This is a genomic window from Streptomyces sp. NPDC059649, from assembly GCF_042734445.1.
Classification (GTDB): domain Bacteria; phylum Actinomycetota; class Actinomycetes; order Streptomycetales; family Streptomycetaceae; genus Streptomyces.
Map to the genome: position 1 here is coordinate 310177 of NZ_JBHWDV010000002.1, position 15770 is coordinate 325946.

Genomic DNA, 15770 nt, shown 5'->3' on the forward strand with positions numbered 1-15770 from the left:
TCGGCGGGGTGCGGCCTTCGGTGCTTCGGCGCGGGTGCTTACGCCGGCCAGCCGCGGTACGGGACGGTGATCAGCTCCATCGCATGGCCCGCCGGGTCCAGGAAGTACACGCCCCGACCACCGTCGTTGCGGTTGATCGCGCCGGGCTGTTGCTGGTGCGGGTCGGCCCAGTGCTCAAGGCCGCGCTGGGTGATCCGTGCGTACGCCCGGTCGAACTCCTCCTCGGAGATCAGGAAGGCGTAGTGCTGCGGGGTGATCTTGTCCGCGGGGATCGTGGCGAAGTCCAGCGTGACGCCGTTGCTCAGACCGACGGCGATGAACGGGCCCCACTCCGTGGTGATGTGAAGGCCCAGCAGGTCCGCGAAGAAGGTGGCGGACTCCCGGTTGTCCCGGGCGTGGATGATCGTGTGGTTCAACTCAACCGACAAGGAATGCCTCCGAAGGCATCTCCCGACACCTCCATGCCTCACCCAGCCGGTGACCGACACGCGATGTCGCCGCAGAGCGTAACCGACGTGCTTGCCAGGTGCATCGAAATTTCCGCGGTATGCGATCTCCGTGCGGCATCGGGTTCCGTTCCGCGACGCATCGGGCCCTGTGGATCCCGGCGTGCGGATCTGTCCGTTCCGGCAAACGCTGGAGGGAGAGAGCCGCGGCGGTGCCCGCACAGCACCCGCTGCCCGCGGGCACCGCGCCCCCAGTGAGGAGGACCCATGGACGCGTCCCGGCCCGGATACACCGCAGAGCTGCTGAGGCATTTCGCCGATCTCCGCGACGGTACGCACGAGCGGGCGGTCTCCCGTGAGGACAAGGAGCGTCTCTTCGCCCGGACGATCGAGCTCCTCGACCCGTACGCGCGGCAGGCACTCGGCGAGATCAACGAGGACCTGCTCCTGGGCACCGGAGAGATCCTGGCCACCGGCATGCGGTCGGGCGACGAGGGGGCCGACGCGGTCTGGTCCCTCACTTGGCCCGAGCAGCGGGACGCCGGGGTCGGCCCGGTCGTGCTGCACGCCTTCTTCGGCGCCGGATTCCACCATCCGCATCTGCGCGGTGGCAGCTTGCGCGACTGGCCGCTCAACGTCTTCACCGAGGAGCAGGCCGCCGCCAAGCTGACGGCGCTGCGCGAGATCGCGGCCGCGCAGGTCCACAACCTCGTCTTCGAGCGGGACTACCGGATCATCCCGGCCACGGTGCAGCAGCACGCCCACTGAGCGCGTCACCCCAGGCCCAGCAGCTCCGCCAGATTCCCGCCCAGCACCCTCTCGCGGACCTCCCCGGGCGGCGTGACCCGCTCCACGGTGGCGCGCGAGAGGACGGGATCGCCATACGGGGCGTCCGAGCCGAAGAGGGTGCGGGTGGGGAGTTCGTGGATGGCCAGGCGGACGGCGAACACGATGTTCGCGGTGGACAGTTCCAGGTAGAGGTTGGGTGTGTCCCGGGCCAGTTCGATCGCCGCCATCCAATGGGTTCCGGCCAGTTGGCTGATCACCAGCGGCACCTTCGGGTAGCGGGCCGCCAGTCCGGCCAGCGTGCGCACGTCGGCCGCGGACGTGGGGGCGTAGCCGTGGACGACCACGGGGAGCCCGCCGTGGTCGTGCGCCGCCCGCAGCACCGGCTCGACCAGGATCGCCCGGTCCGGCGGCGGGGTGAGCTCCCCGATACCGTGCAGTCCGCGGCCGACCACTTCCCGGGCCACCCACGCCGCGGTCTCGTCCGCACCCCGCCCCAGGGGTACGGAGCCGAAGCCCAGGAAGCGGGCGGGGTGGGCGGCCAGCGCCTCGTCCAGCTCCCGCCAGGCCGCCGCGTACCCGTCGTCACCAGCCGTGCCCGTACGACCACCGGCTCCGCCACTGAGCGCACGCTCCAGCACGCCCATCTCGTGACGGAGGGACGCCAGGTCCGTCGCCCGTTCCGGGTGCGGACGGGTCGGGAAGAGGACCGTACGGTCCACGCCCGCGTCGTCCAGCGCGGCCAGGTGGAGGTCGAGCGGGTCGTGGACGTGGCTGTGGGCATCGATGATCATGTGCGCCTTCCTGGGTGCCTGCCACCGGCGGAATGCGGGCGGCGGGGCCAGTGTTGATCCCTGACACCGTTGGAAGGTCAAGCGAGAGGGGGAGGCCGTGCTGATCGGGGAGCTGGCCGAGCGGACGGGGACCAGCGAGCGGCTGCTGCGCTACTACGAGCGGGCGGGACTGCTGCGGCCCGAGCGGCTGGCCAACGGCTATCGGGTCTACGCGGACTCCGACGCCGCGGCCGTACGGCGCATCCGCGCCCTCCTCGCCGCCGGGCTGCCGACCCGGGTCATCCGCCAGGTGCTGCCCTGCACCACCGGCACGTCCGCGGTACGGCCCTGTCCCGGCGTGCTCGACGCGCTCCGGGAACAGCTGCGCGCCCTCGACCAGCGGTCCGCCGAGCTCGCGGCGGCCCGTGCGGCGCTACGGGAGACACTCGCGGGCGCGGAAGGCCGCCGCGGGGACGAACAGACGACACCACCCGGTGAGCAGACGACACCAGCCGGTGAGTGGACGACACCACCCACCCGGTGAGCGGACGCCGCCACCGCGGTGAACCCCACTCGGCCCTCGGCCCGTGAGCCGATGGCCCCTCACTCGTCGTCTTCGGCCCGACGCTCGCCCTCCGCCTGGGAAGGCTGGGTCCGCATCGTCTCGGGGTGCTGCGGCTGGCCCGGATCCATGTCCTCCTCCAGCCGTTCGCCCTCGGCCTGCGACGGAGTCGTGTATTCGTCGTACTGGCTCATGGCCGCCTCCGCGTACTGGCTCGTGGCCGCCACTGCGGTCGGAACGCCTGCCTGCATCACGAGCGTAACGCTTCCGGTGACCGGCGGCCCGTGCTGGCCGGTGACCCTCGCAACCGGCACCCCGCCGCACGCTCCTGACAAGGTGCGGAGGAGAATCGAGCCATGGCAAACAGCGCAGGGGCCAAAGCAGTTGTGATCGGAATCGCCGCACTCGGCGTGGTCGCGGCGCTCGCCGTGCTCTGGGTGCTCAGTATCTTCGGGACGATCTTCTTCGGCTGGGAGCCCCTGGGGCCGTGAGCGGCCGGGCGGGGGTGGCCGGGCGGCATCCTCCCCGCGACCGCCTCCCTCCCCGCGGCTACCGCAACGCGGCGGCGATCAGCCCCCGGATCTCCTCCTCGAGCACGCCCCCGCCACCCAGCAGCCGGTCGAAGACCAGTCCGTCCACGCAGGCCAGCAGGGTGAGCGTGCGGCCTTCGGCATCGGCCACGCCCTGCGCGGCCAGGAAGCCGCGCACGGTGTCCCGTCCGGCGTTCTCCCGCGGTACCAGGATCTCCCGCAGCTCAGGATGGTGCGCGCTCTCCAGGGCGCACGCATAGCGCGCGAGGGACCGCTGCCGGCCCTCTCCCGTGAGCCGCCGCTCGACGAACCCGGCGATCTGGCCCGCGAGTTCCTCGGCGTCACGCGGCGCAGGCGTCGCTTCCCCCGCCCTCTGCAGCTCCTCCTGGTCGCGTGCGACGAGCCGCCGGACCAGCGCGGTGAGCAGTGCCTGCCGGGTGCGGTAGTACGCGGAGGTGGTCCCCGCCGGCAGCTCCGCGGCGCGGTCCACGGCCCGGTGGGTCAGGCCCCGCATCCCCGCCTCGGCCAGCACGTCGATGGCGGCATCGGCGAGAACCGTGCGTCGAGCCGTGCGTTGATCCGTGGTCACCCCTCCTTTCTACACCTGTAGAGGTACGGGATACGATCTTCTACATCTGTAGAAGCCTGCAGAAGCTGACGGAGGCCTCCCCGCAGAGGTCGACAGAGGCCGGCGGAGACAGGCAGATACAGGTAGCGGCCGGTCGAGGCCGGCGCAGGCCTCTCCGGTCAGGCCTGACCGGAGACCGGGAGAGAGGGGACCGTGGTGGGCAGCAGTGCGGTGGTGGTCGGGGGAGGCATCGGTGGGCTGGCCGCGGCGATCGGCCTGCGCAGGATCGGCTGGGACGTGACCGTCGTCGAACGCGCCGCCGTCCTCGACGACGCCGGTGCGGGCATCTCCCTGCACGCCAACGGCATTCGCGCCCTGGACGCCCTCGGTGTCGGCGCGGCGGTCCGCGCCGCCGCACGCCCGCAGTACGTCGGCGGCACCCGTACGCCGGACGGCGGCCGGCTGGCCCGTATGGACGGCGTCGCGCTGGAGCGCGCACTGGGCACCCCCATCGTCGGCATCCCGCGTGCCGCACTCCACCGGGTGCTCCGCGAGGCCCTGCCCCCCGAGTCGCTCCGCATCGGCGCCGAGGTGACCTCCGTCGACCGCGCCGACCCGGCCCGGGTGCGGATACCGGTGGGGGACGCCGTTCTCGACGCGGATCTGGTCGTGGCCGCCGACGGCATCAACAGCCGGCTGCGCAGGCAGCTCTTCCCCGGCCACCCCGGGCCCGCCTACAGCGGCGCGACCGTACTGCGCGCCATCACCGAGCGCCCGGTCGAGCTGCGCACCGACTTCGAACTGACCTGGGGGCCCGGCGCCGAGTTCGGCCACATCGCCTTCACCGACGGACGCGCCGAGTGGCATGCGGTCCTCAACTCGCCCGCCGGCGTGCGCTTTCCCGACCCGCTCGCCGAGATGCGCCGCCGATTCGCCGACTGGCACGACCCGATCCCGGCGCTGCTGGACGCCACCCGACCCGAGGCCGTCCTGCACCACGACATCAACGAACTGGCCACCCCCCTGCCCACCTACGCCGTGGGCCGGATCGCCCTGCTCGGCGACGCGGCCCACGCCATGACCCCGAACCTCGGCCAGGGCGCCTGCCAGGCTCTGGAGGACGCGGCCACTCTCGCCGCCGCACTGGCCGCCGAGCGCGGCGTCGAGGCGGCACTGACCCGCTACGACGCGGAACGCCGCCCCCGTACCCAGTCCATCGCCCGCGCCGCCCGCCAAGCCGGCCGTATGGGCCAGCAACTGACCCACCCGTTGGCCATCGCCCTGCGCAACACGGCCCTTCGACTCGCCCCGTCCGGCGTCACCGTCCGCACGATCCTGCGCCATGCCGACTGGACGCCGCCGCGACCGCATTGAGGGAGGCGGACGTACCGATACCCACTTGAGTCTCCAGCAAGGGGAGACGCAAAGGTGAGGACATGCACGGCGACCCCCTCCGCTCCACCCACTCCCACGATTTCCATTTCTCCACCGATTCCCACCCCGCCAACGTTTCCCACCCCGCCACCGACTCCCACCCCGCCACCGATCCCCACCACTCCCACTGCCCCGAGCGCCCGGGTGGCGACGCCCTCTACTCCATCGGCGAACTGGCCCGGCGCACCGGCCTCACGGTCAAGACCATCCGCTTCTACTCCGACCGCGGAATCGTGACACCGGCCGACCGCAGCCCGGCCGGCTACCGCCGCTACGACACCACCGCCGTCGCCCGGCTGGAGCTCGTACGGACCCTGCGCGACCTGGGGCTTGATCTCGCCACGGTCCGCAAGGTCATGGAGCGCGAGGTCTCCCTCCCGGAGGTCGCCGCGGCACACGCCGAAGCCCTGGCCGTACAGATCCGGGTACTGCGGCTGCGGCACGCGGTGCTGACGGCGGTGGCCGAGCGCGGGTCCACACCTGAGGAGACCGATTCCTTGCACAAGCTGTCCCAGCTCACCGAAGAGGAACGCCGGCGTCTGATCGACGACTTCCTCACCTCCGTCTTCGGCGACCTCACCACCGAGCCCATGTCTGGCCCCGACACCTTCACGAAGTCCACGAAGTCCACGACGTTCACGGGGATCATGCGCTCGATGACCCCTGAGCTGCCCGACGACCCCACCGCCGAGCAGGTCAAAGCCTGGGTGGAACTGGCCGAACTGTCCCTGGACCTCGACTTCCGCGCCGCGGTGCGACGGTGGGTCGAGGAGTACGCGGACTCCGCCGCCAATCAGCCCGGGGCCGCCGTGGTGCTGCGTCCCCACCTGGCCGCGGTCGTCCGCGCGCACGTCGGTCCCGCTCTGGCCGCCGGCATCGACCCCGCCGCGCCCGAAGCCGATCCGATCGTCGCGGCCTTCACGGCCCACTACGTGACCCTGCAGGCCGACCCTGACACCCCTGGCGACACCCCGGAAGTGCACCGCCGGCTGCTGCACCGCCTGGAAGGCATGAACGACCCTCGCAGGGACCGCTACTTCCAACTGCTGGCGGCGGTCAACGGCTGGCCGGCCCCGGACAGCCTGGCACCGGTGCTCGACTGGTCCGTCCGGGCGCTGCAGCTGCGGACGTCCGGCGGATGATGGCCCCCGCCTCCCGGAGTCATTGCCCAATCCGGAGTTCGGAGGTCCGCGCGAAGTAGCGCCTGGCCGACGGGAGTTGAGGTAAAAAGTCGCCTGATCACCCTGCTTCGATCAGTCAAGAGGGACCATGTTCGAGGAACGGCTCGCAGAGTCTTCCCGCGAGCGTCTGGACGGCCGCAACGGCTCGGGCGGCAGGGCTAGTCCGGTCGCTCCTCGCCGCGGCGGGCGGCCACCGTCTCGAAGGGCCGCCAGCCGTCCATCTCGTGGGTCGGGGGATCGTCGGGCTGCCAGCCCTTGGTCAGGGCCTCGTCGAGGAAGGCGCGGACGGTTCCCGGCTCGTGCAGGTTGAGCAGGGGGCCGTTGGCGGTGCCGACCGCGCCGGAGGGCATGACGTAGCCGTCCGGGACGAGCCTGTCGGGGCCGCTCCGGAAGACGATGTGCAGTCGACCGCGGGCCTTGAAGCGGCGGATGACGAGGACTTCGCGGCAGCCGTGGTACGCGCCGTTGCCCACGGCGTCGTGGAGGTGGTGCAACGACCAGAGGAAGGTTGCGCCGTCGACGACGAGGCGACGGGCGGTCTTTTCGCTGCGGGGCATCGGCAGATGGTAGCCGTACCCGGGGCGCCGGCCGATGGTGGGAACCGGCAAATGGAGACCGGAAATCCACTTCCGTTGAGTCCGAGGTGCGAGGGGAACGCAATACCGGCGGCGCGCGCAGCGCCTCCGATCTGCACATTGCGACTCCCTTCAAAGTGTTGACTTCTGAAGCGTATTTGGAATGTTAAATTCCGGACGAGTCGGAAGCGGGCGAAACGTCCCTAGTCGAAAAAATGTCCTGTACGAACCATGCTGGCATGTGGCACCATTTGAGCGTCGCGGACTCGGGGGACAAGTAGGCGACAACGGGGGGAATCATCTTCTGCATGTCTGCGTATTGACCGGGCGCAGTGAGCACGCCCATGGGTTCTCGCAATTTCGGCCTGGGCCGCACGTCTGCGTGCCCGCACTCAACAGTGTTGGATTTCCGTGATAGCAGAAGAAATCTATGATCTGGTCTTGGATGACCTGTTCATCCGGGCCGATCATCTCGTACCTGGAAGTTCCGTCTTCCTCAAACTCGAGGGTCTCAATCCGGCAGGCTCGGTCAAGCTCAAGACGGCCATCGCCCTGGTGGCCAAGGCCGAGGACTCGGGGCGTGAATTTCCGCGTACCCGTCTCATCGAATCGACGTCAGGCAATCTCGGCGTGGCCCTCGCCATGGTCTGTGCGGCCAAGGGGTACCGCCTGACCTGCGTGACGGACCCCAATGCCAACGCGCAGTCCGTGCGGCTGATGCAGGCGCTCGGCGCAGAGGTCGTGGTCATCGACATCCGCGACGGCAACGGCGGCTATCTGCAGTCCCGTATCAACTACATCCGCGACCGTCTGGCGTGCGAGCCCGACACGTACTGGCTGAATCAGTACGCGAATCCGGCTGGCCCCCAGGTACACCGCGACCGCACCGGGCGCTCCATCCTGGACGAGATCGGCCAGGTCGACTACGCCTTCATCGGGGCCGGGACCACCGGCACCCTGATGGGATGCGCGGAGTACTTCCGGCAGCACAGCCCGGACACCCGGATCATCGCCGTCGACGCCGTCGGGTCGGTGTCCTTCGGCGGTCCGCCGGCCCGGCGGCACATCCCGGGGCTCGGCACGAGCCGGCGTCCCGAAATCCTCGACGAGCGCCGTATCGACGAAGTCGTCATGGTGCCCGAGGCGGATGCCGTGGAAATGTGCAGAATGCTGGCCGAAGAACGCGGTCTGCTGCTCGGCGGATCCAGCGGGACGGTGCTCTCCGCGGTACGCGCCAAGGCCAAGGAAATCCCCGAGGGAAGCGTCGTGGTCGCCATCTCACCGGACTTCGGTGAACGTTACCTGGAGACGATCTACAACGACTCCTGGGTGGCCGACCGTTGGCCCGAACTCATCTGCTCGGAAATTTCGGAAGTTTCTCAGGCCGGCGCCTGAGGAGAGGTGTGTTTTTCATGTTCGACTTCGACGTGGTGGCGGGCGAGACCGTACGCGAGATCCTGAGCGACCGGCGGGCCGAGGTCCTCGGCATCGTCAGCCAGGCATATCGCAGCCATGAGGCCGGGGAAAGCATCAACCCCGACAGCTATTTCCTCCGGTTCCCGGAGAAGCCCGACTCCCGGATCATCGCCCTGCCCGCCTACCTCGGCGCCGACGTCCAGCTCGCGGGCATCAAATGGATCGCCAGTTTCCCCAAGAACACCCAGGCCGGGAAGCCCCGCGCCTCGGCCGTGCTCATCCTCAACGACTACGAGACCGGCTATCCGATCGCCTGTCTGGAAGCCGCGAACATCAGCGCCGCCCGCACCGCCGCGTCCGCCGCCGTTGCCGCAACGACCCTGCGTCCGGGCGGCTTCGAGGGCACCCGGATCGCGGTCGTCGGCGGCGGTGTCATCGCCCGTAACATCTGCGACTACCTCCACGCCGCCGGCTGCACCCCGGACGCCTACCTCGTGCACGACCTCCACGAGGAGTCGGGCCAGGCCCTCGCCGACCATCTGCGCACCACCCAGCAGCGCCCGGCCTCCTTCACCGCCGACCTGGACACGGCGCTGGAGGCGGAGACCGTGGTCTTCGCCACCACCGCACTGGAGCCGTACGTCACCACCCCGTTCAAGCCCGGCCAGCTCGTGCTGAACATCTCGCTGCGGGACCTGAAGCCCGAGGTGGTGCTCGCGGCGGACAACCTCCTCGACGACATCGACCACTGTCTGAAGGCCAACACCTCGCCGCACCTCGCGGAGCAGCTGACCGGCTCCCGGGACTTCGTGACCGGCACGCTCGCCGGCGTCCTGAGCGGCGAGGTGACGGTGTCCGAGGAACGTCCGGTGATCTTCTCGCCGTTCGGCCTCGGCGTCCTCGACCTGGCGGTCGGCGCGTACGTCCTGCAGCACGCCCGGGAAGCCGGCTCGGCCATCGCCGTCCCCAACTTCTTCGGGGAGACGCGCCGGTGGTGACCACGGAGCGGTACACAGCGCACACCCAGCAGGCGGGCGCCTCCTCGGCCGCCCCGGCGGGCGACGGGGACGGCGAGCGGCCGCCCACCCTCGCGATCGTGGGGGCCGGTTCGCGTGGACTGGGCCTCGTGGAGCGGCTCGTCAGCCAGTGCCTGGCGGAGCCCTTCCCGGTCACCGTCCACCTCGTGGACCCCCAGCCCCTCGGCCCGGGATTCCACCTCCGCGACCAGCCCGATCACCTCCTGCTCAACACGGTCTGCGCGCAGATCACCGCCTTCGCGGACGACGAGATGGTGGACGGCCCGACCCGCGTCAGCGGCCCTTCCCTGCACACCTGGTGCCAGGAAAGGGACTTGCGGCTGGGCGCGGACGGATACACCGTGACGGCGGGGGAGGGGCGGCCGATCCGGCCGAACGACTTCCTGCCCCGGCGGCTGCTGAGCGCCTACCTCACCTGGGCGGCCGAACGCATCGTCGCCGCCGCGCCGCCCTGCTTCGTCCTGATCCGGCACGCCACCACGGCCACCGACATCCGCCCCGGCGAAGACGGCGGCGAGATCGTCCTCCTCGACGACGGCACCCACCTGGAGGCCGACGCGGTCTTCGTGACCGTCGGACACCACACGCTGCACCTCCCGGACGCTTTACGGCCCGAACCGCCCGCTGGTCCCGGCCTGATCACCCGCCCCTACCCGCTGCCCACCGCGCTCGACAGCATCGCCCCCGGCGACGACGTCGCGGTGCTGGGCATGGGGCTGACCGCCATGGACGTGATCGCCAGCCTGACGCTGGGACGCGGTGGCCGGCACGAACCGGCGGACGACCGCGGCCGGTTGCGTTACGTACCCAGCGGCCGCGAGCCGCGGATCGTGCTGGCCAACCGTTCCGGGATGCCCTCGCGCAGCCGTCCGCACCTCAACCCGGGCCGGGTCCGCTTCGCGCCCCTCGTGCTGACCACGGACCGGATCGAGGCCCTGCGCCGGCAGCGTGCGGACGGACGGCTCACCTTCCTCGACGACGTACTGCCGTTGCTGGAAGCCGAGATGGAACTGACCTACTACCGCACCGTCCTGGCCGGCAGGACGGGCGACGCCGCGGGCGCGGGCGCCGAGTTCGCCCACCGGGTGGCCACCTCGGGCGTCGACCGGGCGCTGGCCGCGGCACGGGAGGAGTTCGGGTCGTACCCGCTGCACGGCGTGCTGACCGAGGAGCCCGCCGACCGGCAATGGGCCGACGCGGCCGGGTACGCCGCATGGTTCGCCGCCCGGGTCGAGGACGACCTGGCCGAGGCCCGCGAAGGACTGGGCGCCAGCCCCGTCAAGGAGGCCCTGGAGGTGCTGCGCGACCACCGCGACGCCCTCCGGGCCGTCATCGACCCGCCCGGTGTCGACGACCCCTCGCTGGACCACTTCTTCGGGGAGTTCAACTCCACCGTCAACCGCCTGGTGATCGGCCCGCAGCTGGACCGGTCGGCGGAGCTGCTGTCGTTGCTGGACGCCGGAGTGCTCCGGCTCGGCCCCGGACCGCGGCCGAAGGTCATCGCTCCGAGCGGCCAGGGCCCGTGGCGCCTGGAGTCCACCTGTCTGGCCCGGCCCGGAAACGTCGAGGTCCGGCACGTCGTGCACGCCCATGTCGCCGAGCCGAGCGCGGACCGGCTGCCCAGCTCGCTGCTGGGCCGGCTCGTCGCGGCCGGCCGCATCTCCACCCTGGCCCGGCGCGGCACCCGGGTCACCGGACTCCACGTCACCCGCGAAGGACAAGGCATCGGTCCCGCCGGGGAGGTACGGCGCACGCTGTTCTTCCTCGGCCCGCACACCGAGGGGTCCAGCTACTACAACCACTACGTCCCCTCGCCCGGCGCACCGTCCCGCGCGCTGAAGGACGCCGAACTCGCCCTCCGCACCGCCCTGCCGGCCCTGACCAAGAGGACAACATGAGCAACCGCGAGACCTACACTCCCTGGACCCGGGAGTACCGCATCGAGACCCGAGCCGCCCAGGGCGACGGCTGGCGCTGCCCGACCACCGGTGCCGTGCCGCCGCCGGTGAGCATGGGGGCGACCTACGCCCGCGACGACCAGTACCGCACCCCGGCCGGCCTCGCGTATCTGCGTGACCAGGGCACCCCGGGCTACGAGCAGGTGGAAGGCGTCGTCGCCGGCCTGGAAGGCGGCTCCGACGCGCTGGTGTTCTCCTCCGGGATGGCCGCCGCCACCGCCGTCTTCCAGGTCCTGCCCGCCGGCGCCCGGGTCGTGGTGCCGCAGACCATGTACTTCGGCCTCACCAAGTGGCTGCTGGAGTTCGGTCCGCAGCGCGGCCTCGAGGTCGTACGCGTCCCGATGGACGACCTGGACGCGGTGGCCCAGGCGGTCAACGCGGCGCCGACCGCCCTGCTGTGGGCGGAGTCCCCGGCCAACCCCACCTGGCTGGTCACCGACCTCGAAGCCTGTGCCGAGATCGCCCACCGGGCCGGTGCGCTCTTCGGCGTGGACAACACCGTCCCCACGCCGGTGCACACCCGGCCCTTCGAGCTCGGCGCCGACCTGATCATGCACTCCGGCACGAAGTACCTGAACGGCCACAACGACGTCGTGGCCGGCCTCCTCGTGGCCGCCCCGGACCCGACCGAGGAGCACCGGGCACTCTGGGAGCGGCTGCGCCTGCACCGCCGGCTGACCGGCCCGATCCTCGGCCCGTGGGAGACGTACCTGCTGCTGCGCGGTATACGGACGCTCTTCCCGCGCATGCGCCAGATATCTGCCTCCGCCATGACCCTGGCCGAGCACTTCTCCGCCCACCCGCTGGTCAGCCGGGTCGCCTATCCGGGACTGCCCACCGACCCGGGGCACAAGGTCGCCTCCCGGCAGATGACCGGCGGCTACAGTGGCATGCTCTCGCTGCACATCGCCGGGGACTGGACGCGTTCGCTGCGCGCGGCCGAACACTGTGAACTGTTCATTCGCGCCACATCCCTGGGCGGGGTGGAAAGCCTGATCGAACACCGCTACACATTCGAGGGACCGGACAGCACATCACCCAAGGACATGCTCCGGCTGTCCATCGGCGTCGAGGACCCGGCCGACCTCATCGCCGATCTGGAGCAGGCACTGGAACGCGCCGCGAAGGACGCCCCGTGAGCTCAGACACCAGCAACACCAGCACCACCGACAGCACCAGCACACGTACAAGCACCACTGGTCACACCAGCACAAGCACCGGCACCACCGGGGGGAGCACCGGCACGGCGGACGGTCCTGGCACCCCCACACCCACCGGATCCGGCCAACCTGCGCCGCGCCGTGGCCTGTTGGGCGACCTCTCCCTCTCGGCCGTCCTCGCCGGATTCGTGGCCGTCGTGGTCTCGTACTCCGGGCCGCTGGTCATCGTGCTCGCCGCCGCCACGGCCGGCCATCTGAACCAGGCGCAGACCGGCTCCTGGGTCTGGGCCATCTCCATAGGCAGCGGCCTGACCTGCATCGGGCTCAGCCTGCGGACGAAGATGCCGGTCATCACCGCCTGGTCGACGCCCGGCGCGGCCCTGCTGGTCACCAGCCTGGGCGCCTACTCCTACCCGGAAGCCATCGGCGCGTTCCTCGTCACCGGTGTCGTGATCACCCTGGTCGGTCTGACCGGGGTGTTCGGGTGGCTCATCCGGCAGGTCCCCACGGCGGTGGTGTCGGCCATGCTCGCCGGCATCCTGTTCTCCTTCGGCACCGGTGTCTTCACCTCCCTGAAGACCGCGCCGTGGATCGCCGGACCCGTCCTGCTGGCCTACCTGCTCGGCAAGCGGTGGCTGCCCCGTTACGCCGTGCTGATCGCGCTGGCCGCGGGCGTGGTGTGCAGTGCCGCCACCTCGCGCCTGCACATCAACCTGCACAGCATCGAGCTGGCCCGCCCCGTACTGACCACTCCCGAGTTCTCGGTCGCCTCGCTCATCGGCATCGCGGTGCCCATGATCCTGGCCACCCTGGCCTCGCAGAACGCCCCCGGTATGGCAGTGCTCACCGCGTCCGGATACCGGCCCAAGGACCGGCTGCTGATCGGCTCGACCGGCCTGGTCTCCACGCTGCTCGCCCCGTTCGGTTCGCACGCCATCAACCTCGCCGCCATCACCGCGGCGATCTGCACCGGGCCCGAGTCCCACCGCGACCCCAAGCGCCGCTATATCGCCGGCGTCGCGTGCGGCGCGTTCTACCTCCTGATCGGCGCCTTCGGCACCACCCTCGTGGTCTTCTTCGCGGGCCTGCCCAAGGAACTGGTCGCCGCCATCGCCGGCGTCGCCCTGCTCGGAGCGCTGGCCGGCGGTCTGACCGGAGCGGTCACCGAGGAAAAGGACCGCGAGGCCGCCCTGATCACCTTCCTCACCACCGCGTCCGGGGTCACCCTCCTCGGCGTCGGCTCCGCCTTCTGGGGCCTGGTCTTCGGCGTCGCGTCCCACCTGCTCCTCAGCCGCTGGCGCACCACCCGCAAGGCCGCGAACGGCCCGCAGCCCGCGGCCAAGTAGCCACCAGCACGCGATCCCGCACCACCCGCACTGACACGAAGCGGCCGCCCCGACCACCGGATCGGGGCGGCCGCTCCCATGTGCGCCCCGACGCAGATACGGAGGACTACCTCCTCGCCTTTTTCTTGAGGGTCAGGTCGTCGCGGGTCGTCACACCAAAGGGGTGCAAGCTCCTCCGCGAGAGCGTGGCCTGACGGCGGCGAGGACGACGGGCCGCTACTTTCGGTGACGAACTGGACCTCGGGAGAAAAGGTGCGCAGCCATGTCCGATGCTGAATTGCGGGAGAAGTACGCTCACCGATTTCGTGTGCACGACGCGGACGGTGACGGCTTCATCGACGAGCGGGACGCGATGCGTCGGGCCGAGCGGCTTCTCCGGGCCGTGGGAGAGCCCGTGACGTCCGAGCGGGGGAGGGCGGTGCTGGCCGGTGCGCGGACGTTCTGGCAGGGCGTGACGAAGTTCGCCCAGGTGGGGCCCGAACAGCGGCTGGATGAGGCGGCGTTCGTCGACGCGCTGGAGCGGGCACGCCAGGCCGGCCTGATCGGTGAGCTCGTCGGCCCGTCGGTCGAGGCGCATGTGCTGCTGGTGGACCGCGACGGCGACGGCGTGGTGAGCGTGGCGGAGTTCGTCGACTCGCAGTGCGCATGCGGGCAGGACCCGGCGGCGGCGCGAGCGGCATTCGAGGCCCTGGACCGGGACGGCGACGGGGCCGTGACGGTGGAGGAGTGGCAGCAGGCGGTGATGGAGTACTACACCAGCACCGACCCTGCGGCTCCGGGCAACCTGGTACTGGGGCTGCGCTCCTGAGCAACCTGGCCGCCTGGGCAACCTGGCCACCTGAGAAGCGGGACGACCTGAGAAGCCTGCCCACGTGGCCACGACGTGGGCGACGTCAGCCGCGCAGCGCGGCTCCGCCGTCGACGTACAGGCTGTGCAGCGTGATGTGCCGCGCCTGGTCGGAGAGCAGGAAGACGACGGCATCGGCGACGTCCTGGGGCCGGGCCACCCGCCCGTTGGGAATCCCGACGCGGTAGGCGGCCGGGTCGCCCCGTACGGCGGCGGCCGCGGCGTCCGGCCCGAGTTGGGCCAGCATGGCCGTCTCGGTGGTGCCGGGACACACCACATTGCAGCGGACGCCGCGCGGCGCGACCTCAAGCCCGAGGCCGAGGGTGTACGCGGCGGCCGCTGCCTTGGAGGCCGTGTACGCGCTCATGCCCATACGGGGCACCCCTATGGCGTTGGACGCCACCGTGACGATCGCTCCCGTACCGCGTGCGGCCATCCGCGCCGCCACGGCTTTCGACCACAGAAAGACCCCGGTGGCGTTGACCGCCATCGACGAGGACCAGTCCTCCGCCGTACAGGAGAGAGCGGACCCGGCGCGCAGGATGCCGGCGACGTTCACCAGGCCGTCCACCGGCCCCCATTCCCGCTCCACCCGCGGCAGGATCTCCCGGGCCGAGCGGTCAACCGCCACATCTCCCGGGTAAGCGACCACCTTCCGCCGGCAGTCGCCATCCCTCTCCGCGACCAGGCGGCCGAGCCCGGCCACGTCGTCATCCACGGCGGCGACCACAGCCCCACAGGCCGCCAGAGCTCGGCATACGGAAGCCCCGATCCCGCCCGCGGCACCCGTCACCACCGTCACTTTCCCGTCGAACCCCGACAGCCGCACCGCCACCCCCGTCCCGGCCCCCGCTTCCCAGCGCCAGTCGCCGAGTGCCAAGTGCCAAGCGCCAACGCCCCCCCGATACCGCCCGACCCGCTCTCCCGACGCACAGTGCAGCACCGCATCCCCGTTGCTGCCAGGGCGCACCGGACAGCGGCGGAAGCCCCCAGCGCGCAGCCTGCCGCAGAGTCGCCGCTGATGTCCTCGATGCGCCCCCACACCGCCCTGCCCACCCCCGGGTCTCCTGGTCACAGTGAAAGGAACAACGTGGCTCCTCGCCAGTTCGCTCCTCGCCACGTCGCTCCTCGCCACTTCACGCTTCCCTGCT

The 15770-nt window shown here is 71.0% G+C and carries 17 protein-coding genes; 11 read left to right on the top strand and 6 right to left on the bottom strand.

The annotated features are described in order from the left end of the window. Nucleotides 1–38 precede the first annotated feature (38 nt). On the bottom strand, nucleotides 39–428 hold the full coding sequence (locus tag ACFV1J_RS04250) for a VOC family protein (protein ID WP_385855680.1): 390 nt from the start codon (nucleotides 426–428) through the stop codon (nucleotides 39–41). Between the two features lie 285 nt (nucleotides 429–713). Here ACFV1J_RS04250 and ACFV1J_RS04255 point away from each other — a divergent pair, with 285 nt between their 5' ends. After that, nucleotides 714–1214: a hypothetical protein gene (locus tag ACFV1J_RS04255; RefSeq protein WP_385855681.1), complete on the top strand. Its 501-nt coding sequence runs from the start codon at nucleotides 714–716 to the stop codon at nucleotides 1212–1214. Nucleotides 1215–1219: 5 nt separating this feature from the next. Here ACFV1J_RS04255 and ACFV1J_RS04260 read toward each other — a convergent pair whose 3' ends face one another. Next, a complete protein-coding gene (locus ACFV1J_RS04260; protein WP_385855682.1) occupies nucleotides 1220–2026 on the bottom strand; it encodes an amidohydrolase family protein in 807 nt (268 codons plus the stop codon). Nucleotides 2027–2123: 97 nt separating this feature from the next. On the opposite strand from ACFV1J_RS04260, the gene ACFV1J_RS04265 reads away from it, so the two are divergent. After that, nucleotides 2124–2549: a MerR family transcriptional regulator gene (locus ACFV1J_RS04265; protein ID WP_385855683.1), complete on the top strand. Its 426-nt coding sequence runs from the start codon at nucleotides 2124–2126 to the stop codon at nucleotides 2547–2549. 59 nt (nucleotides 2550–2608) lie between these two features. Here the strand turns inward: ACFV1J_RS04265 and ACFV1J_RS04270 are convergent, their stop codons facing one another. Further along, the gene (locus ACFV1J_RS04270) at nucleotides 2609–2761 is read right to left on the bottom strand and encodes a hypothetical protein (RefSeq protein ID WP_199816279.1); all 153 of its coding nucleotides are present in this window, start codon (nucleotides 2759–2761) and stop codon (nucleotides 2609–2611) included. 162 nt (nucleotides 2762–2923) lie between these two features. Between ACFV1J_RS04270 and ACFV1J_RS04275 the strand changes: the two genes are divergently transcribed. After that, nucleotides 2924–3058, top strand: coding sequence for a hypothetical protein (locus ACFV1J_RS04275; RefSeq protein ID WP_385855684.1), 135 nt, complete (start codon nucleotides 2924–2926; stop codon nucleotides 3056–3058). A 58-nt stretch (nucleotides 3059–3116) separates the two neighbouring features. Here ACFV1J_RS04275 and ACFV1J_RS04280 read toward each other — a convergent pair whose 3' ends face one another. After that, entirely contained in the window at nucleotides 3117–3611 is a 495-nt protein-coding gene (locus tag ACFV1J_RS04280) for a TetR/AcrR family transcriptional regulator (RefSeq protein WP_385855987.1), read from the bottom strand. Between the two features lie 270 nt (nucleotides 3612–3881). Between ACFV1J_RS04280 and ACFV1J_RS04285 the strand changes: the two genes are divergently transcribed. Together ACFV1J_RS04285 and ACFV1J_RS04290 are read left to right on the top strand one after the other, a co-directional pair. Beyond that, nucleotides 3882–5039 carry an FAD-dependent monooxygenase gene (locus ACFV1J_RS04285; RefSeq protein ID WP_385855989.1) on the top strand — a complete coding sequence of 386 codons (1158 nt, stop codon included), beginning with the start codon at nucleotides 3882–3884 and terminating at the stop codon, nucleotides 5037–5039. A 62-nt stretch (nucleotides 5040–5101) separates the two neighbouring features. Continuing rightward, nucleotides 5102–6241 carry a MerR family transcriptional regulator gene (locus ACFV1J_RS04290; RefSeq protein WP_385855685.1) on the top strand — a complete coding sequence of 380 codons (1140 nt, stop codon included), beginning with the start codon at nucleotides 5102–5104 and terminating at the stop codon, nucleotides 6239–6241. Between the two features lie 197 nt (nucleotides 6242–6438). Here the strand turns inward: ACFV1J_RS04290 and ACFV1J_RS04295 are convergent, their stop codons facing one another. Beyond that, nucleotides 6439–6837 (bottom strand): hypothetical protein, encoded by a 399-nt coding sequence (locus ACFV1J_RS04295; protein WP_385855686.1) that lies wholly within the window; start codon nucleotides 6835–6837, stop codon nucleotides 6439–6441. A gap of 429 nt (nucleotides 6838–7266) precedes the next feature. Here ACFV1J_RS04295 and sbnA point away from each other — a divergent pair, with 429 nt between their 5' ends. The 6 genes from sbnA (at nucleotide 7267) to ACFV1J_RS04325 (ending at nucleotide 14580) form a co-directional block, all read left to right on the top strand. Next, nucleotides 7267–8250, top strand: a complete 984-nt coding sequence (gene sbnA / locus ACFV1J_RS04300) for a 2,3-diaminopropionate biosynthesis protein SbnA (protein ID WP_385855687.1) — start codon at nucleotides 7267–7269, stop codon at nucleotides 8248–8250. A gap of 17 nt (nucleotides 8251–8267) precedes the next feature. Next, nucleotides 8268–9269 (top strand): 2,3-diaminopropionate biosynthesis protein SbnB, encoded by a 1002-nt coding sequence (gene sbnB, locus ACFV1J_RS04305; protein WP_385855688.1) that lies wholly within the window; start codon nucleotides 8268–8270, stop codon nucleotides 9267–9269. After that, entirely contained in the window at nucleotides 9266–11206 is a 1941-nt protein-coding gene (locus tag ACFV1J_RS04310; RefSeq protein WP_385855689.1) for an FAD/NAD(P)-binding protein, read from the top strand. Before sbnB ends, ACFV1J_RS04310 begins: the two co-directional genes overlap by 4 nt. Then, on the top strand, nucleotides 11203–12405 hold the full coding sequence (locus ACFV1J_RS04315) for a trans-sulfuration enzyme family protein (RefSeq protein ID WP_385855690.1): 1203 nt from the start codon (nucleotides 11203–11205) through the stop codon (nucleotides 12403–12405). Before ACFV1J_RS04310 ends, ACFV1J_RS04315 begins: the two co-directional genes overlap by 4 nt. Before the next feature lie 167 nt (nucleotides 12406–12572). Beyond that, nucleotides 12573–13772, top strand: a complete 1200-nt coding sequence (locus tag ACFV1J_RS04320) for a benzoate/H(+) symporter BenE family transporter (protein WP_385855990.1) — start codon at nucleotides 12573–12575, stop codon at nucleotides 13770–13772. Between the two features lie 262 nt (nucleotides 13773–14034). Next, complete coding sequence (locus ACFV1J_RS04325) at nucleotides 14035–14580, top strand: EF-hand domain-containing protein (RefSeq protein ID WP_385855691.1); 546 nt, start codon at nucleotides 14035–14037, stop codon at nucleotides 14578–14580. Between the two features lie 85 nt (nucleotides 14581–14665). Here ACFV1J_RS04325 and ACFV1J_RS04330 read toward each other — a convergent pair whose 3' ends face one another. Continuing rightward, nucleotides 14666–15454 (bottom strand): SDR family oxidoreductase, encoded by a 789-nt coding sequence (locus tag ACFV1J_RS04330; protein WP_385855991.1) that lies wholly within the window; start codon nucleotides 15452–15454, stop codon nucleotides 14666–14668. Between the last annotated feature and the right edge of the window lie 316 nt (nucleotides 15455–15770).